The organism is Kribbella qitaiheensis (assembly GCF_042657745.1).
In the GTDB taxonomy this organism is placed as follows: domain Bacteria; phylum Actinomycetota; class Actinomycetes; order Propionibacteriales; family Kribbellaceae; genus Kribbella; species Kribbella qitaiheensis.
In genome coordinates, this window is the sequence record NZ_JBHSKE010000050.1 from 1 (window position 1) to 18784 (window position 18784).

The window sequence follows — 18784 nt, forward strand, 5'->3', positions numbered from 1 at the left end:
CGTCCGCGGCCAAACCTCCACCAAACCCTCCTTGACACCCCCGCAAACGCCTTAACTACGCGGCATTGGATCCCGTAGGGACGCCTTGGGCGCTCTTGACGCGGGTCGTGGTGGCCGTACGATCGAGCGGCCGGGGGGACGGGCTAACCAGCGATCAGACGCCAGGACTCGGCCTGTGTGATTGCTTCGTGCGCGCGGTGTAACCGATGTGTACCAAGGCGAGGCAGCGTGAGGTTCCTACGCCTGAAATCCGGCCAGTTCACTCACTTCTACGACGTCTGAGTTTCACCTGTACTACGGAGCGGCGGCCGGCACCTTCCCAAGTGCCGGCCGCCGTTTCGTCTCGTCGGCTGTCGGCAGCTGCCAGGGAATGAGACGAGCTAAGTCTAGTAAGTTTGTTTGAATAGACTTCTTCGAGTCGCGACGACGGCTTCCGCTGGCCGTTGTCCTGGGTCGAAGGAGCACCTATGAGTCTCGAGTTTCTCTGGTACATCCCGAACCAGGTCGCACCTGGTCATCGTGGCGACGACACCGGACCGGGGCACAACAGCCTGGAGCGTCTGACTGAGCTCGCTCAACTCACGGAGCAGCACGGGTGGGGTGGAGCGTTGCTCGGCACCGGCTGGGGTCGTCCCGACACCCTGACGGTCGCGACCGCGCTCGCTGCCCGTACGACGACCTTCCAGCCGCTGGTGGCGATCCGGCCCGGGTACTGGCATCCCGCGCATTTCGCGTCGGCGTCGACCACGCTGGACCAACTCGGCGGCGGCCGCCTACTGATCAACATCGTGTCGGGGCAGGACAACCTCGCGGCGTACGGAGATAGCGAGGGCGACCAGGCCCAGCGGTACGCGCGGACCAAGGAGTTCCTCCAGCTGGTACGCCGGCTCTGGACCGAGGAGGACGTCACCTTCACCGGCGACTACTTCTCGGTGACAGGCTCCACGGTCGCGACCCGCCCGGTCGCGATCGAGGGCCGGCCGCACCCACGCCTGTACTTCGGTGGCGCGTCCGCCGCCGCGGAACGGGTCTCGGCCACGGAAGCGGACGTCCAGCTCTTCTGGGGTGAGCCCCTCGACGGTATCGCCGAGCGCATCGACCGCCTCAAAGGCCTGCAGTCGGAGCTGGGCCGCGAACACAAGCCGCTCGAGTTCGGTCTGCGGATCACCACGCTGGTCCGCGACACCACCGAGCAGGCCTGGGCCGATGCCGAGGCGAAGGTCGAGAAGATGGCGCAGGACGCCGATCATCGCGACCCACGACGCTTCCGCGCGACCGGCCAGCAGCGACTCCTCGACCTGGCCGAACGCGGCGACGTCCTCGACGACAACCTCTACACGGCTCCCGGCAAGTACGGCGGCGGAGGCGCCGGCACCACCTGGCTGGTCGGCTCCCCCGAGGACGTCGCCAAGTCCCTCCGCAAGTACCAGGACCTCGGCATCACTCACTTCATCCTGTCCGACACTCCCTACCGAGACGAGATCATCCGCATCGGCGACCAGCTCCTACCGCTCCTGACCGACCGCTGACGAGAGGGTCGGCGTACTGCGGGGCCGCGCTGGCTGGGGTCAGTTCTGGGAGAGGATCGTGGTGATCTGGATCAGGCTTTCCGGGCTGAGCGGGCCGTGGTCCAGGGCGCCGGCGTTCTCTTCGACCTGGGCGACCGTCTTGAAACCGGGGATGGGGATGAAGGCGGGGCTTCTGGCCCAGAGCCAGCCGAGGGCGCCTTGGGCTAGGGTGCGGCCGTCGGTGGTGAGGACGTCGCGGATCGCGTCGAGGCGGCGGAGGGACTCGGCCTGGTTGCCGGTGCGGAAGTCCCAGCCGTGGCGTACGTCGTCGGCCGGCAGCGTGCTGCCCTTGTCGAACTTCCCGGTCAGCAGCCCCATCCCCAACGGCCCACGCACGATGCTCGCCAGTCCGCGCTGCTCGCACAGCTCGAGTACGTCGACGTTGCCGCCGAACACGTTGAAGGACTGCTGGATCGCCTTGCAGTGCTCGCTCTTCGCGAACAGCGCAGCCCGCTCCGGACTGTCCGTGCTCCAGCCGATCGCGCGAACCTTGCCCGCAGCAACGAGTTCCTCGAAGACCGCCAGTACGTCGTCCGCCCGGTCGAGGTCGAACCCGCCCAGGTGGAACTGGTACAGGTCGAGGTGGTCCGTCCCGAGCCGCCGCAGGCTCTGCTCACAGGCCCAGCGGATGTACTCCGGGTCGCCGTTCTCGCCCGGCGCCTCGCGGGTCTCCTCGTCGTACGTGTAGCCGGCCTTGCTCGCGATCACGATCTGGTCCCGCACGTCGCCGAGCGCCGCCGCGATCAGCTTCTCGCTGTGCCCGCACCCGTACACATCGGCGGTGTCGTAGAACGTGACGCCCAGGTCGAACGCGCGCCGCAACGCCCGTTTCGACTCGTCGTCGTCGATCGCACCCCAGCCGACGGGACTCCCCTGCCGGGCATGCGGCCCACCGATCGCCCAGCACCCCATCCCGAGTGCGCTGACGGTCGGGCCGTCTGTGCCGAGTGAGCGGTCCGGTGTCTTCGTCACGCCATCCTCCGAGTCGTCGGTGAGACCTCCTCAGCATCCTCGGCGCACCGCGCAAGACGGTCCAACACGGAAACACGATGGGGTCCAGAACTCCCAGGCATGAATGCGTCGGCGGCCGGGTTGGTCCCTGCTTGACCGGTACTGCGAACTGGTTGGCCGACGCGCGGGAGAGTCGCTCGACGGGGCGGCAGATCTGTCGATAGGTTCCTGGGCTTCTGCTGGGAAAACCAGCTGGGGGGTTTGGCACGAAGGTGCGGTGGTATGCACCGAGGGTGGGCACTTCGCCACGCCCTGTTGCTGAAGTGAGGGGAGTTTTGATGGTCGAGTACTTGCCGCGGTCCGCCTGGAGGGCACGCGCTCCCGGACCGGGGCCCGGATCGCTGGTCGCGTCGCGGGTGCAAGGGGTGGTGATCCACTGGCCGGGAACCGGTTCGACCAGCGTGATCCACTCGCAGGCGGCGGTCGCGTCGGCGCTGCGCGGCTGGCAGGCGTACCACATGGACCAGCGAGGCTGGTCGGACATCGCCTACCAGGTCGCCGTCGATCAGGCGGGCCGTGCGTGGACCTTGCGCGGCCTGCGAACCCAGTCCGGCGCCAACGGCGACCAGGACCTCAACCAGAAGTACGGCGCGATCCTGCTGGTGCTCGTCACCGGTGAGCAGCCGAGCGCCGCGATGAAGGCCACGGTCCGGGGTGTCGTCGCGGACTTCCGCCAGCTGTACCCGCGAGGGATCGCCATCCGGCCGCACTCGGCCGTCCGGCCCGATCCGACCGACTGCCCCGGGCCTGCCGCCCGTGCCGCCATCGCGCGCGGCGACTTCACCCCGAACAGCTCTCCGGAGGACGACATGACTCCCGCCCAGATGCAGGAACTGAAGAACTTCATCGAGGCCCGCACCCAGGCGTACGCCCTGTGGGTGAAGAAGGCGATGGTCCCCGAGGTCGAGCGGATCGTGAAGGCGTACACGAACGACATGAAGAACTTCGAGCGCCAGACCGACGCCGCCGACGCAGCCCGCGCGGCGGCCGCCGTCTGGGCCACCCAGCCCCGACCCGGCCAAGCACCGGGCCAGGCACCCGGCGACCCGGTCGATCCCACCGATCCGGTCGATCCGGCAGACCCGTCGGACCCCGAGCAACCGATCCCGTTCCCGCCGCTCCTCGAGGAGCCCGCCGAACCTGCTGAGCCGGCCGAGCCCGCTGAGCCTGCTGAGCCGGGCGAGCCCGCGGCGCCACAGGACCCCGCCGAGCCGAGGCCCTAGAGCTGACGCGAGCACCGGGAGCGGTTCCGAAACCGCGCCGTACTTAATCTGACTCTTGAATTAAGTAAGGAAGTTAGCTTTCCTTAGGGCGGGCGCCTGAATGCGCATTCCATTTTCAGGCGCCATCCGCCCCGCACAACTTCATGAGGAGAGTCAGATGACTCCAGGAGTCGCCCCACTCCGCCCACCTCCGCGCCGGACCGGTTCCGGCCGGAGGTTCGCTGCCGTCGCCGCGGCGCTGGCGGCCGCGGTGATCGCGACCGGCCTGAGCGTCGCGTGGTCGCCCGACGCGAGCGCGGCGATCTCGCCGACCGGCTGGAACACCGTGGTGAGCAAGAACAGCGGCAAGTGCGTGGACGCCCGCGCCGCCGCGACCGCCAACGGGACGGCGGTCCAGCAGCAGGGCTGCAACAGCAGCAACGCCCAGCAGTGGCAGTTCCAGCCGACCAGCGGCGGCTACGTCCGGATCAACGCGCTGAACAACGCGACCCAGGTCCTCGACGTCACCAACGTCTCCACCGCCGACCGCGCCCCGATCCAGTTGTGGGCCTACGGCAACGGCAACAACCAGCAGTGGCTGCCGGTCGAGGAAACCGACGGCGCCTTTCATCTCGTCAACCGCAACAGTGGCAAGTGCCTGGACGTCCCGGCCGCCTCGACCGCGGACGGCATACAACTGCAGCAGTACGCCTGCAACGGCACGGCTGCCCAATCCTTCAGGGTCAACCCAGTGGACGGCACTCCCCCGACCGACCCGCCCGCGGATCAGCCCGACCTCGGCCCGAACGTGTCGGTCTTCGACCCGTCGATGCCGGCCAGCCAGATCCAGAGCAAGCTGAACTCGGTGTTCAGCCAGCAGGAGACCAACCAGTACGGCGAACAGCGGTACGCGTTGCTCTTCAAGCCCGGCAGCTACAACGTCAGCGCCAACGTCGGGTTCTTCACCCAGGTCGCGGGGCTCGGCCTGACGCCGGACAGCGTCACGATCAACGGCGCCGTGCACGTCGAGGCCGACTGGTTTCCGCCGCAGAACGCGACCCACAACTTCTGGCGCGGCGCCGAGGGTCTGTCGGTCAACCCGCCCGGCGGGCTCGATCGCTGGGCGGTGAGCCAGGCGTCGGCGTACCGGCGGATGCATCTGCGCGGCAACCTCGCGCTGGATGACGGCGGCTGGGCCAGCGGCGGGTTCATGGCCGACACGCTGGTCGACGGCCAGGTGCGCTCCGGCAGTCAGCAGCAGTGGTTGTCCCGCAACACCAACTGGGGCAGCTGGACCGGACAGAACTGGAACATGGTGTTCGTCGGCGCGCAGAACGCCCCGGCCGGCACTTTCCCGAACCCGCCGTACACGAAGGTCGCGCAGACCCCGGTCATCCGGGAGAAGCCGTACCTGTACATCGATGCTGCTGGCAACTACAAGGTGTTCGTCCCGGCGGTGAAGGCGAACTCGGCCGGTCCGGGCTGGACCAACGGCAACCCGGCGGGCGAGTCGCTGCCGATCAGCCAGTTCTACATCGTGAAGCCGGGCGCCACCGCGGCGACGATCAACGCGCAGCTTGCCGCCGGCAAGGATCTGCTGTTCACCCCGGGTGTCTTCAAGCTCAGCGACACGTTGCGGATCACCCGGCCCAACACCGTCGTACTCGGTCTCGGACTGGCGACGCTGATGCCGACCAACGGCACCCAGTCGATCTCCGTCGCGGACGTGGACGGGGTCAAGCTGGCGGGCCTGCTGATCGACGCCGCGCCGACGAACTCGCCACTGCTGATGGAGATCGGCCCGGCCGGCTCGTCCGCGAACCACTCGGCGAACCCGACCTCGCTGCACGACGTGTACTTCCGGATCGGCGGTTCCGCGGTCGGCAAGGCGACCGAGACGCTGCGGATCAACAGCAACAACGTCATCCTCGACCACGCCTGGCTGTGGCGGGGCGACCACCGAGACGGCGTCGGCTGGAACGTGAACACCGCCGACACCGGACTGGTGGTCAACGGCAACGACGTCACGGCGTACGGGCTGTTCGTCGAGCACTACCAGAAGTACCAGACGATCTGGAACGGCAACGGGGGGAGGACGTACTTCTACCAGAACGAGATGCCGTACGACCCGCCGAACCAGGCTGCCTGGATGAACGGTTCCACCCGCGGCTACGCGGCGTACAAGGTGGCCGACCCGGTCACCACGCACGAGGCGTGGGGGCTTGGGAGCTACTGCTTCTTCAACGCCAATCCGAGCGTCGTGGCGGACCTTGCGTTCGAGGTACCGAACCAGCCGGGAGTGAGGTTCCACAACATGGTGACGGTGTCGCTCGGTGGCACGCGAACGATCGCACACGTCATCAACGACACCGGTGGTCCGTCGAACTCGGCGAACAATGTGGCCCAGTGGGTGAACTACCCGTAAGGCCTGCTGACCTTCAACGCCCTGCGGCTTTCAGGACCCGCAGGGCGTTGAGGGTCACCATCTCGTTCGGCCCGGAGCGTCCCCAGTTGACGACTTCCGGCGCGGTGGTGCCGCCCGTGGACTTCCACCACTGCAGGCGGACCTTCCAGCGACCGTCGGGAAGCCGCTGCTGCTCCAGTTCGTCCAGGGCATCCGCTGCCCGCGGGTCCTTCGCCAGACCGAGCCGCGACAACACCACGAGCGCCTGCAGGATGTCGTAGTGCCAGTACGGCGGGTAGCTCGGCTCCATCCACCTCTTGTTGATCACCTCGCCGGTGGAGAGGCTTCGGAACACCTTGTGCTCCAGGAACAACTCCCCCGCCCGTAACGCGGCGTCGTGCGCCGCCTGGTCGCCAGTAGCCCGCCAGTACTCGTACAGGCCCCAGGCAGGCGCATGAGTCTCGTGGAATGACGACCGATGGGCGTCTCTGTGTTTGTCGCAGTTCCAGCCGCCGTCTGGCCACTGCCACTCCAGGAGCATCCGGGCGATCTCCTGCGTGCGTGGGTCATCGGCCAGCCCTAGCCGAGAGCACGCCGCCAACGCGTTGCCTTCGATGGACCCGTGGCTGCGCGGCAACCCGTTCACCACCGGTACGTCGTACCGGTGCGCCCGGGTGATCATCTCCAGCACCTCGTCAGCCGCCGCCGTCGCCCGCGGCTCTCCGGGCGGTACCTCAAGCTCCACCATCGACACGATCCGCCAGTGCGCTCCGGTCCACTTCTTGTAGGGATGCTTCTCCGAAGGCGCATCAAGCAACGCCCGCACCTTGGCGCCGCCCAGCACGTCCTCGCCGAAGTCCTCCCCCAGCAAGTCCCGCCGAGCCATCCCCCGCACAGCGGGCTCCTCAGAGTCCAGCAACCACCCGACTCCACCGTCCATGCCCCGATTCTGCCCACCACCAACGCCCGCGGTCACCCTGTCGGCGACAGCTGATTGAGTAGCGAGGTGGAGATCGAGGAGCTGTCAGAGCGGATCGCGAAGATATCAGCGCGCTACGGCGAGTACCTGGGGATCGAGCGCGACGGCGACTGGTTCCTGCTGAAGCTCCAGGAGGAGATGGGTGAGCTGACCCAGGCCTACCTCCAGGTCACCGGCCGGGGCCGCACCAAGGGCCAGACCCCTGAGCAGCTCCGAGACGCCTTCCAGTCGGAGTTCGCGGACGTGCTCTGCCAACTACTCCTCCTCGCCCGCCACTTCGACGTCGACGTACCGCGCGAGGTCGAACGCAAGTGGCTCTCCTACGAGCTCGACTAGGCACGGCCGCCCCATCGCGCCAGAGCAGAGTCAGGCCTGCTTCGGGTTCACCGAGAAGAGGATCAGGAGGACGATCGCGGGGATCACCAGCACCCAGGTGTCGCTGAGGCCAAAGAGGACGGGCGCTAGGCAGAGCAGGAGTAGGTCGAAGCCGCGCATGGGGGTCGAGAACAGGCCGGGTGGGATGGCGCCCATCGGCGACGCCACGAGAGGCCCGCTGTACGACGGCGGCCGGGCTGAGGCCTGGCGTACCGCGCCTGTGAGCATGCCTGCGGCAACAGCGAACGCAACGGCAGGACTCCCTAGCGCAGGGGTAGCCAGTGCCGCCCAGAGAGCCGCGAAGCCGCCCGGTACGACGGACATGATCACGCGAAGTTCGCGCAGATCCATGCCAAGCGCGCGGACGAGCCCGATGGAGCGGCACACCGAGCGCAGGCCATCCATGAGCGGCCGCACGGCGATGAAGCCGGCCAGCCCAGCCGCGATAGGCACCAGTACGTCGTACCCGGTGCCGGCCACGGCGTAAGGGACCACGAGCAGGGCGAAGCCGATCACCAGCCGCCGTGGCCAGCGCAGTATGCGCACGAACTCGCGGTGGATCATCGCGACTCCTCGCGAACCACGGCCGCGGCGCGACTTCACCCGGCCGACCTGACGCCAGTGGCGCCCGGCAACCACGTCTGCCAGCAGGCTGACGTCCAGTGTGATCGCGGCTCCGGCTATCCCGGCCAGTAGCTCTCCCCCGGCGACAACGCTCTGCCGACTCAGGTTGTTGAGGGTCCGCGAGGTGAACACGACCAGCGCCACTGCCACCAGCACAGCGATCGCGCTGATCACCACCAGCCTGAGCTGGGCCGAGCCGTTGTTCAGGTCAACCAAGGTGGAGGTGACTGCTGCCTCCTCCCTCGGACGGATAGCGAGAAGCAGCGCGGGCACGGCAGCGAGTACCAGAAGGCCGTCAGCTACCCACAGCGCGCGGCGAGACCGTGCGGCCGTCTGCTGGGCCCACACGGTCACACAGGCTGTGCAGAGCAGCACGACTGTCGTCAGCACCGCTGCCTCGCCAACGGTCGACCAGTTCGCCCCGAACAGCGCCCAGCCGACCACTGCGGCCAATGCGCCGACCACGACCGCCCCGACCATCACAATCCGGTACGACGGCCGCAGGAGCGACGCGCGATCCACCGGGGTCGCCAGCAGCCAGAAACCCGTCGCCCGCGAAGCGGAGACCGGGCCGATGCTCAGCAGCACGCGGAGCATCCCCGACACCAGCAGCGGAACCAGGATCAGCGGCACCGTGTCCAGCAACCAGCCGCACGACGCCGTAGTACAGCCGGCACTGCGGTCGTTCAGGTTGAGAACGACGTTGCCACCGGTGGCGCCGAGCATCGCCAAGGCGAAGATGACGAGGTAGATGTCCTCGAACTGCTGCCAGACCGAGCGATCCGCCTTGCCGCGGCGGACCTTGCGCATCCAGCGGCGCAGCTCCTTCGACTTCGGGATCGCGCCGAAGTCCGCCGGGTCGAAGACGACCGGCCCGTCCACCGGTTCCGCCGTACTCATGGCAGCGGGGTGAGCGCGACGGTCTGGTCGGCGACGGCGTCCACCAGCGTCGTGTCGTGACTCGCGAACAGGATCGACGTACCGGACTTCTTCTCCTTCACCAGGCGCTCGGCCAGCCAGGTGACACCCGCGGTGTCCAGGCGCTGCTCGGGCTCGTCCAGCACCAGCAGCTTCCGCGGCCGCACCAGGGCGGTCGCGAGGGCGAGCCGGCGACGCTGACCGGAAGAGAGGGATCCGGGTAGCTGATCCGCGGCCGCGAGCAGGCCGACGTCGTCGAGCAGGGTGTCCACGAGGTCTTCCGGCTCCGCATTGCCGTGCGCCCGGGCCAGCAGGTCCAGGTGCTCGGCGGCGCTCAGGTCGGGGAAGAAGTCGAGGTCGTCGAGCAGCGAGGCCACGTCCCGGCGGACCACCTCGACGCGCTCGTCGATCGGCACCCCGTCCAGCAGGATCTGGCCGGCGGCCGGTTCGGCCGAGCCCACGATGCACTTGAGCACCGTGGTCTTGCCGGCGCCGTTCGGGCCGACCAGGGCGATCGCCTGGCCGGCCCGCAGGGTGAAGGTGAGGTCCTCGATCACCGGGCGCTCGGCGTACAGGTGCCGCAGGCCTTTCACAGCCAGCCGGGGCGCGGCCTTGCTCATCGCTTGCGGACCAGGGTCAGCCCGTCGCCGATGCCGAGGATGACCACGTCGACGCGCTCGTCCTTGGCGATGTGCGCGTTGAACTCCTTGCGGTCGACCGGGTCGTGCTCGTGCTGCCCGACCACCCGGCCACCGGCCAGCGTGTTGTCGAACAGCAGCACGCCGTTGGTCCGGATCCGCGGTACCAACTGCTCGAAGTAGTCGATGTACCCCGGCTTCTCCGCGTCCACGAAGGCCAGGTCGAACTCGCCCTCCAGCTTCGCCGCCGACTCGTGCGCGTCGCCGATCCGCAGGTCGATCTTGTCCGCCACGCCGGCCCGCTCCCAGTACCGGCGGCCGATCGACGTCCACTCGTCGCTCACGTCGAGGCAGATCAGCTCGCCGTCGTCCGGCAGACCGCGGGAGATCGCCAGCGCCGAGAACCCGGTGAAGGTGCCGATCTCGACCGCGCGCCGGGCCGAGACCAGCCGGGTCAGCGTGGTCAGCAGCGCCGCCTGGTCGGCCGTGGTCAGCATCACCGACACGCCGCCCAGCTTGTGGGTCTCCTCGACCAGCTCCCGCGCGATCTCGTCCAGCGGCATGCCGTGCGCGACCATGTACTCGTGCAACTCGTCGGTCACCAGAACCTGATTGCCCATCGAATTCCGCCATCCTCTGTGGTGTCGTTGTCTCGCCTGTAGTCTCTACGCGCTGTCCAACCGCACGACACCGACCCCTCCGAGGAGCCTCCGTATGCGTATCGCCGTCGCCGGATCGATCGCGACCGACATCCTGATGACGTTCCCCGGACGTTTCAAGGACCAGTTCCTCGAGGAACAGATGCACAAGGTGTCGCTGTCCTTCCTGGTGGACGAGCTGGTCGTGCACCGCGGCGGGGTCGGCGCCAACATCTGCTACGGGATGGCCCAGCTCGGCCAGCCGTCGCTGCTGGTCGGCTCGGTCGGCTCCGACTTCGCCGAGTACGGCGCCGCCCTGGTCGCAGCCGGCGTCGACATCTCGCACGTGCGGATCTGCGACCAGGTGCACACAGCGCGTTTCACCTGTACCACGGACCTCGACGCGAACCAGATCGCCTCGTTCTACACCGGCGCGATGGCCGAGGCGCGGGAGATCGACCTGGGCGCGATCCACGCCGCGACCGGTGGCATCGACCTGGTCCTGATCGGCGCGGACGACCCGGACGGCATGCTCCGGCATACAGCGCTGGCGAAGGCGAACGACATCGACATCGCCGCGGACCCGTCGCAGCAGCTGGCCCGGATGGAAGGTGAGCAGATCCGCGAGCTGATCGACGGCTCGGCGTACCTGTTCAGCAACGAGTACGAGTCCGGCCTGATGGTGCAGAAGACCGGCTGGAGCAACGAGGAGATCCTCAAGCGCGTCGGCGTCCGCGTCACCACCCACGGCGGCGACGGCGTCGTGATCGAGAACGCCGCCGGCACCATCGCCAAGATCCCCGCCGTCCCCACCCCGGACCTGGTCGACCCGACCGGCGGCGGCGACGCCTTCCGAGCCGGCTACCTCACCGGCCGCACCGCCGGCCTCGACCACGAAGCCGCCGCCCAGATCGGCTGCACCCTGGCCACCACCGTCCTGGAAACAGTCGGCACCCAGGAATACACCCTGAACCGCCCCGCCTTCCTGGACCGCCTCGCCTCGGCCTACGGCGCCGACGCCGCCACCAAGGCAGCCACCACCCTCAACCTCAACTGACGACCCGGTACTCCGGATCCCCGCTCGGTCGGCGAGTGCCACCGGGCTGAGGTGGTTCCACCGGCATAGGCGGAGGTCGTGTCGCCCGGCATAGGCGGAGGTCGTGTCGCCCGGCGCGGGCGGAGGTCGCTCCGCCCGCATAGGCGGAGGTGGTTCCACCGGGCTGAGGTGCTGTCGTCGGCACAGGCTCGGGTGGTTGCGTCACCGGGCTGCGTGATCGTGCTGGTCGGGCCGGTGTGCGTAAAGAGCGCTTCGCGTCCCTTCGGGATCGGAACAAGTTCCGACTCTTGACACACACCACCCCGACCAGGGAAAGACGCAGCTATCCCGGAGCCGCTGAGGGGTATGGCGACAAGGCCCAGGGGACTCCTCCGCCCAGGCGCTCGGCGAGTTGCCCTCCCCAGACGCTCGGCGAGCTCCTTGCCCGGAAGTTCGGGGTGTTCCTTTGCCCGGAGGGTCCGCGGGACTCCCGAAACCGGCACTTTGTGCACCACCTGAGCAGATCCCGGCGATCCGGGCACTCAACTGGTGCACAAGGTGGGGGCTCGGACACCGAGTCGGGACCTCGGACACGAAATAGCCTGTCCCAGGTCCCCACCTGGTGTCCGACGTCACCGCAAACGCACCGCCACCGGCCGTCGCGCACCCCCAAAAAGGTGTCCGAGTTCCCCGCAACCGACCGCCACCGGCCGCCACGGCACCCGGAAGGTGTCCGCGGTCCCGCAACCGCACCGTCACCGGCTGCCACCGCCCCACAAAGTGTCCGCGGTCCCCACCATCGCACCCCGGTCGGCTCCCAGACCGGCGACCGGCCTTCCGATGACGGGATGTTCGGCCGCTGGCGCCTAATAGGCCGCCAGCCGTCGAAGAACCTGTCAGCGGCCTCGCCGGGGGTACCGCAGATCGGCGACAGCGACTCGGGTCGCGGAAGCCGGGCTCAGTGACGGGTCGCTTGTGTGCGGGGGTGGGCGCGGTAATGTGAACTGTACGTTTAGTTTGGTTAGGAGAGGGACATGAGCGATGCAGTTGCGGCCGCCGCCGGGGAGTTCACTATCGGGGGCGACCTCACTGTCAGGCGGTTGGGGTACGGGACGATGCAGCTTCCCGGCGAAGGGGTTTGGGGTGAGTCGCGGGATCCGGATGAGGCGGTTCGGGTACTGCGGCGCGCGGTCGAGCTGGGGGTGAACTTCATCGATACGGCGGACGCGTACGGCCCGTTCACCGCGGATCTGCTGCTCAAGAAGGCGCTGCATCCGTATGCCGACGACCTGGTGATCGCCACCAAGGCCGGCTTCACGCGGACCGGGCCGGGCGGCTGGGTTCCGCTCGGGCGGCCGGAGTACCTGCGCCAGCAGGTCGAGCTGAGCCTGCGGAATCTCGGGCTCGAGCGGATCGACCTGCTCCAGTTGCACCGGATCGACCCGAAGGTCCCCCTCGAGGACCAGATCGGTGAGCTCGCCAAGCTCCAGGTTGAGGGCAAGATCCGCCACATCGGGCTGTCCGAGGTCGGCGTCGAGCAGATCCGGGAGGCGGCCGGGATCGCTCCGATCGTGTCCGTGCAGAACCTCTACAACCTCAGCCAGCGCGACGCCGAGCCCGTCCTCGAGTACGCCGAGCAGAACAACCTCGGCTTCATCCCGTGGTTCCCCCTCGCGACGGGTGGTCTCGCCAAGGCCGGCGGCCCGCTCGACGAGATCGCCCGCGAGCATGACGCGAGTCCCTCGCAGCTCGCCCTCGCGTGGCTCCTCAAGCGCTCCCCCGTGATGCTGCCGATCCCCGGCACATCCTCGGTCGCACACGTCGAGGACAACATCAACGCCGCCAAGGTCGAGCTCAGCGACAAGGAGTTCGACCGGCTGACCGACGCGGTGAACCGATGAGCGTCTGGTTCGTCACCGGCGCCTCGCGTGGGTTCGGCGCCGAGATCGTGAAGGAAGCGCTTGCTCGCGGCAACCAGGTGATCGCGACGGCGCGGAAGCCGGAGGAGATCCCGTTCAGCGGCGATGACATGCTGGCGCTCGCGCTCGACGTGACCGATGAGAAGCAGGCGCGCGCGGCGGTCGACTCCGCAGTACAGAGGTTCGGGCGGATCGATGTGCTGGTCAACAATGCGGGGCGCGGGTTGCTCGGCGCGGTCGAGGAGGTGAGCGACTCGGCGGCCCGGGCTGTGTTCGACACCAACGTGTTCGGCACACTCAACGTCCAGCGCGCGGTGCTGCCGGTACTGCGGAGCCAGCGCTCGGGCCGCGTGATCTCGATCAGCTCCGTCGGCGGTTTCACCGGTACGCCGGGCTGGGGTGTCTACGCGGCCACCAAGTTCGCCGTCGAGGGCTTCTCCGACGCCCTGTACGCCGAACTCAAGCCGCTCGGGGTGCACGTCACGATCGTCGAGCCCGGGTTGTTCCGCACGGACTTCCTGGACGGGTCCAGCCTGCACACGGCCGACGGGCAGCTCGACGACTATGCCGACACCGTCGGCAAGGTCCGGGGACTGATGGCCGAGCGCAACCATGCCCAGCCCGGTGATCCGGTGAAGGCGGCAGCCGCGATCGTGGACCTGGCCGACCTGGCCGATCCCCCGCTGCGGATCCAGCTCGGGTCTGACGCGGTGGCCCGGGTTGAGGCCAAACTCGAGCTGGTTCACTCCGAGCTCGACCGCTGGCGGAAGGTCGCGGTCTCGACTGACCATGAGGATGTCGGCTCGTCGTGACGATGTTCGAGCAGTCGTCGCATCCGCGCAGCCTGAAGGCGAAGGACTCGGTGCTCTGCGCGACCCAGGAGCTGCTGACCGACGGCGGGTTGCCGGCGGCAACGGTCGACGCGATCAGCGCGCAATCCCGGGTGAGCAAGGCAACGATCTATAAGCACTGGCCGTCCCGTACGGCGATCGCGGCCGAGGCGTTCGGCAAGCAGATGGCGGCCGCGATCCCGTTACCGGACACGGGATCCGCGCGGGGCGATCTGACCGAGCAGGTGCGCCGGGTGAGCGCGTTCTACGCCGGGCCGAACGGGAAGGTGTTCGCCCAGTTGCTGGCCGCCTCCGTCACCGACCCGGCGGCCGCGCCGTACTTCCGGGAGTACTTCCTGGATGCCCGGCGAGCCGCGATCGCCGAGCTCTGGCAGCGCGCGCTCGACCGCGGCGAGGTCGATCCGGGCATCACCGCGGGCACGGCCACCGACATTCTCTTCGGGCCGCTCATCTTCCGGCTGATGACCGGCCACGCACCGCTCACCGCCGAGGAGGCCGACGCGATCTCGTCGGCCGCCCTCGACGGCCTGCTCCAGGACCAGCGACACTAGAGCCGCGGGTCGACGGGCTCGGACTCCAGCGCCAGGACGGCGAAGACACATTCGTGGATGCGCCAGAGGGGCTCGCCGCGTGCGGCCCGCTCCAGGGCTTCCAGGCCGAGGGCGTACTCGCGCAGTGCCATCGAGCGTTTGTGGCCGAGGTTCCGGTCACGGAGCCGCTCGAAGTTCGCCGGCTCGGTGTAGTCCGGTCCGTAGATGATCCGGAGATACTCCTGTCCGCGCACCTTCAGCCCCGGCTGCGCGAGGCCCTTCGCGGTCCGGACTAGGTTCGCCGCGGGCTTCACAACCATCCCCTCACCACCAGCGCCGGTGAGCTCCTCCCACCAAGCGACACCCTCAGCCCACGACGAAGCGTCGACGAAGAGCCGCCGAGTTGCGGTGATCAACGAGGGGCCCGCGGCAACCATCCGGTCAGCCAACGCGAGATGCCAAGCGTGCGGCATGTCCTCGTATGTCCGCCCCTCCGTCGCCAGCAACTGGAAGGGAGCAAGCCGAACTCCATCAAGCCCTTCGGTTGGCCAGCAATACCGTCGATAGGCGTCACTGAAGAGCGAAGCATTGACCGCCCGCTGCTGCGTCCGCGCAAGCAGCTCTCCCACGTCAAGCCCTGCTGCAGCAGCGGATTCCAGCGCAGCAGTTGCGGCAGGCAACGAAGAACGAGCAGCCGCGCCGACAGCGGCGTACTGGTTGCGCAGCAGGTCCATCGCCTTCGCACTCCACGGCAGGAGCTCCGCATCCAGCAGCAGCCACGAAGTGTCGAGCTCGTCGAACAGCCCGGCCTCCACAGCCACCTCGCGCAGCCGAAGCAGCAGCTCATCCGTCAACGAGGCGTCGAAGAACGACCGCCCGGTCCGCGTGTGCACGGCACCCCGGCCGGCCAGGCCGAAGCGCTTCTCAGCGACGTCGTCATCGCGGGTCAGCAGCACCACCGCCCGCGAGCCCATGTGCTTCTCCTCGCACACGAGCGCCGCGACGCCCTGACCCTTGAATGCCTCGAAGGCCTGCTCCGGGTGCTCGAGCAGCCCGGGCACCGACGAGGTCGCCACCGGGCTCATCGTCGGCGGCAGATAGAGCAGGAAGCGAGGGTCGATCGCGAACCGGCTCATCACCTCGAGCGCCGCCCCTGCCTGCTCCGCGCGCACGCTCAACCGGCCGTGGTGGGCAGTCTCGACCACCCGTCGCCCGGTCACATCGTTGATGTCGAGGACGTCGGGCTCACGCGCCGGAGCACTTGCCACGTGCAACGGCTTCGCCGGCGCGTAGTACTCCTCCGCGGCCTGTACCGCGACCAGGTCCCGCTCGGGGTATCGCAGGGCCGTGAGGGAGCCACCGAAGACGCAGCCGGTGTCCAGGCAGATCGTGTTGTTGATCCACTCGGGCTCAGGCGTCGGGGTGTGGCCGTAGACAACCATCGCGCGGCCGCGGTAGTCCTGAGCCCACGGATACCGGACCGGCAGGCCGAACTCGTCCGTCTCCCCCGTCGTCTCGCCGTACAGGCAGAACGAGCGGACCCGGCCCGAGGCGCGTCCGTGCATCCGCTCGACCAGGCCCGCGTGCGAGACGACGAGCCTGCCCTCGTCGAAAACGTAGTGCGAGACCAGACCATCGATGAAGGTCATCACCTCGGCGCGGAACTCCTCCGGCTCGGCAGCCAGTTGGGCGAGTGATTCCTCCAGGCCGTGGCTCACCTTCACGTTCTTGCCGCGCAGCGCCTTGAGCAACTTGTCCTCGTGGTTGCCGGGCACGCAGTAAGCGTGGCCGGCGGCAACCATTCCCATCACCAGCCGCAGCACACCCGGTGTGTCCGGACCGCGGTCGACCAGATCGCCGACAAAGACGGCTCGTCGCGACGGGTGCACGGCATCCACCGCGCGACCGTTGGCGTCGCGACTGATCTCGTAGCCCAGAGTCGTCAGCAATTGCTCGAGCTCGGCCCGGCAGCCGTGGATGTCGCCGATGATGTCGAACGGCCCGGTCTGGTCCTTCAGGTCGTTGAAGAGGCGGGTCCGCTCGATGCTCGCGGCATCGATCTCCTCCACACCGGTGAGCAGATGGACACCGCGGAATCCCTCCCGCTTCAGGCTTTTCAGCCCGCGCCGCAGCTGCGACTTCTGGCGGGCGATCACCTTGGCGCCGAAGTTCCGGTCCGGCCGCTGCTCGTTTCGCTCCAGGCAGACCCGCTCGGGCGGATCGAGGACGATCGCCACCGGCAGCACGTCGTGCTCGCGGGCCAGCGCGACCAGTTCCTTGCGCGCCTCCGACTGCACGTTGGTCGCGTCGATCACCGTCAGCCGGCCGGCCGCGAGCCGCTTGCCCGCGATGAAGTTCAGTACCTCGAACGCGTCCTTCGTGGCGGCCTGGTCGTTCTCGTCGTCCGACACCAACCCGCGGCAGAAATCGCTGGAGATCACCTCGGTGCCGAGGAAGTGCTTGCGCGCGAAGGTCGACTTCCCGGACCCGCTCACTCCGACCAGCACCACCAGGCTCAGCGCCGGCACCTCGATCCGCGCCATCACCCGACCTCCTTCAGCCGAAAGGCCTGGCGGAACAGCGCGAGCTGGGTCGGCGGACCGACCTCCGGGTCATCCGGGCCGACCGCCCGGAACTCGACCTCATACCCGTACGTGCGACACACCGTCGCCGCCCACTCCCGAAACTCCGCCCGAGTCCACTCGAACCGGTGATCCGGGTGCCGGAAAGCCCCGGCCGCGAGCTTCTCGAACCGCACGTTGTACTCCGAGTTCGGCGTCGTGACCACCACAGCACCAGGCCTGGCCGCACCAAAGACTGCCCGCGCGAGAGCAGGCAGCCGAGGCGGATCGACATGCTCGACCACCTCCATCAGCACCGCGGCATCCAGCCCAGCCAGCCGAGCATCGGAGTACGTCACGGACGACTGGAACAGCCGCAGCCGCTCCCGCTGGCGATCTGACATGTCCGCCACGTGGAGGCGCCGCTCGGCGAACGTGAGCGCCCGAGCCGAGACGTCAGTGGCGACCACCTCGTCATACCGCCCGTCCTTCAGCAGTTCGGCGACCAGGAGCCCTTCGCCGCATCCCAGATCGGCGACCCGGCGCGCGCCCACGTCCCGCAGTACATCCAGGACAGCGGTACGCCGCTGGACGGCCAGCGAGACGACGCCCGAGTCATCCCCGACCTCAGCGCTGACCTCGTCGGCCAGAACGTCGCCGTCCGCCTCGGCCAGCCTCTCGAGTGCAGAGTCGGTCAGGCTGCGGCGGTGCGCGAGGTAGCGCCGGGAGATCAGCTCCTTCTCCGGGTGCGCGCCGAGCCAGCCCTCTCCGGCACGGACCAGCTTCTCCACCTCGTCGGACCCGACCCAGTAGTGCTTGGCGTCGTCGAGCACAGGCAGCAGGACATAGAGGTGGTTGAGTGCGTCCGCGAGCCGAACGACCCCTTCCAGCCGCAGATCGACGTACCGCGAGTCGCCCCACGCGGGGATCTCCGGGTCGAGCGGGACCGGGCGCGCGTCTACCGTCCAGCCGAGAGGGCCGAAAAACCTCTCCGCAAGCGCGGAACCACCACTGCAGGGCAGAGCCGGGACGCGGATCTCCAGCGGGATCGCCCGGGCCGCCAGTTCGGGACGTGCGTCGCAGCGGCCGTTCATCGCAGTACGGAACAACTTGCCCAGGGCTACGGCGAGCAGGCTGGAAGCGGCGTACGGGCGGTCGTTGACGTACTGGCCGAGCGTGAACCCCTCGGCGGCCTTCCCCTTACGGGACCGGACCAGGGCGATCGGGTCGATCTCAAGCAGCACGGCCGCTGTGCACCGCTCAGCTGTCGCGTCCGGGTAGATCACGTGCGCTATGCCGCCGGTGACCTCCACCGACTGCGGGCGCGCGGGGTTCTTGTGCAACAGGAACCCGAGATCCGTCGCGGGAACATCAAGACCGGCCGAGCTGGTACCGAGCGTCAGGAACACGTGCGTATTCGACCATGCGAGCCGCTCATCCGGCCTCCGATTTGTCAGGACCAGACCCGCTTGCCGCCCTCGGCACGGAGAAACGCGTGTCGCGGAGTTTTCCGGGTACCGGGCGGGGCAA

15 protein-coding genes are annotated in these 18784 nt (G+C 68.4%); 8 read left to right on the top strand and 7 right to left on the bottom strand.

Annotated features, from left to right (window positions below):
- The first annotated feature begins 467 nt into the window (after positions 1-467).
- The gene (locus ACFPJ1_RS31260; protein WP_380109392.1) at positions 468-1529 is read left to right on the top strand and encodes an LLM class flavin-dependent oxidoreductase; all 1062 of its coding nucleotides are present in this window, start codon (positions 468-470) and stop codon (positions 1527-1529) included.
- A gap of 39 nt (positions 1530-1568) precedes the next feature.
- On the opposite strand, the gene ACFPJ1_RS31265 is transcribed toward ACFPJ1_RS31260, so the two are convergent.
- Entirely contained in the window at positions 1569-2540 is a 972-nt protein-coding gene (locus ACFPJ1_RS31265; RefSeq protein WP_380109394.1) for an aldo/keto reductase, read from the bottom strand.
- 317 nt (positions 2541-2857) lie between these two features.
- On the opposite strand from ACFPJ1_RS31265, the gene ACFPJ1_RS31270 reads away from it, so the two are divergent.
- Complete coding sequence (locus tag ACFPJ1_RS31270; RefSeq protein ID WP_380109396.1) at positions 2858-3802, top strand: peptidoglycan recognition protein family protein; 945 nt, start codon at positions 2858-2860, stop codon at positions 3800-3802.
- 157 nt (positions 3803-3959) lie between these two features.
- A complete protein-coding gene (locus tag ACFPJ1_RS31275; protein ID WP_380109398.1) occupies positions 3960-6206 on the top strand; it encodes an RICIN domain-containing protein in 2247 nt (748 codons plus the stop codon).
- 13 nt (positions 6207-6219) lie between these two features.
- Here ACFPJ1_RS31275 and ACFPJ1_RS31280 read toward each other — a convergent pair whose 3' ends face one another.
- Complete coding sequence (locus ACFPJ1_RS31280; RefSeq protein ID WP_380109401.1) at positions 6220-7125, bottom strand: hypothetical protein; 906 nt, start codon at positions 7123-7125, stop codon at positions 6220-6222.
- 66 nt (positions 7126-7191) lie between these two features.
- Between ACFPJ1_RS31280 and ACFPJ1_RS31285 the strand changes: the two genes are divergently transcribed.
- Positions 7192-7500, top strand: a complete 309-nt coding sequence (locus ACFPJ1_RS31285; RefSeq protein ID WP_380109403.1) for a nucleoside triphosphate pyrophosphohydrolase family protein — start codon at positions 7192-7194, stop codon at positions 7498-7500.
- A gap of 30 nt (positions 7501-7530) precedes the next feature.
- On the opposite strand, the gene ACFPJ1_RS31290 is transcribed toward ACFPJ1_RS31285, so the two are convergent.
- The 3 genes from ACFPJ1_RS31290 to ACFPJ1_RS31300 are packed head-to-tail and all read right to left on the bottom strand — an operon-like array spanning position 7531 to position 10339.
- Positions 7531-9063, bottom strand: a complete 1533-nt coding sequence (locus tag ACFPJ1_RS31290) for a DUF6297 family protein (protein WP_380109405.1) — start codon at positions 9061-9063, stop codon at positions 7531-7533.
- On the bottom strand, positions 9060-9701 hold the full coding sequence (locus tag ACFPJ1_RS31295) for an ABC transporter ATP-binding protein (RefSeq protein ID WP_380109407.1): 642 nt from the start codon (positions 9699-9701) through the stop codon (positions 9060-9062). Before ACFPJ1_RS31295 ends, ACFPJ1_RS31290 begins: the two co-directional genes overlap by 4 nt.
- Positions 9698-10339 carry an O-methyltransferase gene (locus ACFPJ1_RS31300; RefSeq protein ID WP_380109409.1) on the bottom strand — a complete coding sequence of 214 codons (642 nt, stop codon included), beginning with the start codon at positions 10337-10339 and terminating at the stop codon, positions 9698-9700. The genes ACFPJ1_RS31295 and ACFPJ1_RS31300 overlap by 4 nt, the downstream gene beginning before the upstream one ends.
- 94 nt (positions 10340-10433) lie before the next feature.
- Here ACFPJ1_RS31300 and ACFPJ1_RS31305 point away from each other — a divergent pair, with 94 nt between their 5' ends.
- The 4 genes from ACFPJ1_RS31305 (at position 10434) to ACFPJ1_RS31320 (ending at position 14714) form a co-directional block, all read left to right on the top strand.
- On the top strand, positions 10434-11414 hold the full coding sequence (locus tag ACFPJ1_RS31305) for a carbohydrate kinase family protein (protein ID WP_380109412.1): 981 nt from the start codon (positions 10434-10436) through the stop codon (positions 11412-11414).
- Between the two features lie 1013 nt (positions 11415-12427).
- Positions 12428-13294, top strand: coding sequence for an aldo/keto reductase (locus ACFPJ1_RS31310; protein ID WP_380109414.1), 867 nt, complete (start codon positions 12428-12430; stop codon positions 13292-13294).
- Positions 13291-14124, top strand: a complete 834-nt coding sequence (locus ACFPJ1_RS31315) for an oxidoreductase (protein ID WP_380109415.1) — start codon at positions 13291-13293, stop codon at positions 14122-14124. Before ACFPJ1_RS31310 ends, ACFPJ1_RS31315 begins: the two co-directional genes overlap by 4 nt.
- A 2-nt stretch (positions 14125-14126) precedes the next feature.
- Positions 14127-14714, top strand: a complete 588-nt coding sequence (locus ACFPJ1_RS31320; RefSeq protein WP_380109571.1) for a TetR/AcrR family transcriptional regulator — start codon at positions 14127-14129, stop codon at positions 14712-14714.
- Here ACFPJ1_RS31320 and ACFPJ1_RS31325 read toward each other — a convergent pair.
- Positions 14711-17236 (bottom strand): polynucleotide kinase-phosphatase, encoded by a 2526-nt coding sequence (locus tag ACFPJ1_RS31325; protein WP_380109418.1) that lies wholly within the window; start codon positions 17234-17236, stop codon positions 14711-14713. The genes ACFPJ1_RS31320 and ACFPJ1_RS31325 overlap by 4 nt on opposite strands.
- Positions 17236-18663, bottom strand: coding sequence for a 3' terminal RNA ribose 2'-O-methyltransferase Hen1 (locus tag ACFPJ1_RS31330; protein WP_380109419.1), 1428 nt, complete (start codon positions 18661-18663; stop codon positions 17236-17238). The genes ACFPJ1_RS31325 and ACFPJ1_RS31330 overlap by 1 nt, the downstream gene beginning before the upstream one ends.
- Positions 18664-18784 lie beyond the last annotated feature (121 nt).

Bases quoted from the DNA above. Each gene is read 5' to 3' on its own strand.
- ACFPJ1_RS31260 (WP_380109392.1), top strand. From the start codon at position 468: ATGAGTCTCGAGTTTCTCTGGTACATCCCGAACCAGGTCGCACCTGGT.
- ACFPJ1_RS31270 (WP_380109396.1), top strand. From the start codon at position 2,858: ATGGTCGAGTACTTGCCGCGGTCCGCCTGGAGGGCACGCGCTCCCGGA.
- ACFPJ1_RS31275 (WP_380109398.1), top strand. From the start codon at position 3,960: ATGACTCCAGGAGTCGCCCCACTCCGCCCACCTCCGCGCCGGACCGGT.
- ACFPJ1_RS31280 (WP_380109401.1), bottom strand. From the start codon at position 7,125: ATGGACGGTGGAGTCGGGTGGTTGCTGGACTCTGAGGAGCCCGCTGTG.
- ACFPJ1_RS31290 (WP_380109405.1), bottom strand. From the start codon at position 9,063: ATGAGTACGGCGGAACCGGTGGACGGGCCGGTCGTCTTCGACCCGGCG.
- ACFPJ1_RS31295 (WP_380109407.1), bottom strand. From the start codon at position 9,701: ATGAGCAAGGCCGCGCCCCGGCTGGCTGTGAAAGGCCTGCGGCACCTG.
- ACFPJ1_RS31300 (WP_380109409.1), bottom strand. From the start codon at position 10,339: ATGGGCAATCAGGTTCTGGTGACCGACGAGTTGCACGAGTACATGGTC.
- ACFPJ1_RS31305 (WP_380109412.1), top strand. From the start codon at position 10,434: ATGCGTATCGCCGTCGCCGGATCGATCGCGACCGACATCCTGATGACG.
- ACFPJ1_RS31310 (WP_380109414.1), top strand. From the start codon at position 12,428: ATGAGCGATGCAGTTGCGGCCGCCGCCGGGGAGTTCACTATCGGGGGC.
- ACFPJ1_RS31315 (WP_380109415.1), top strand. From the start codon at position 13,291: ATGAGCGTCTGGTTCGTCACCGGCGCCTCGCGTGGGTTCGGCGCCGAG.
- ACFPJ1_RS31320 (WP_380109571.1), top strand. From the start codon at position 14,127: ATGTTCGAGCAGTCGTCGCATCCGCGCAGCCTGAAGGCGAAGGACTCG.
- ACFPJ1_RS31325 (WP_380109418.1), bottom strand. From the start codon at position 17,236: ATGGCGCGGATCGAGGTGCCGGCGCTGAGCCTGGTGGTGCTGGTCGGA.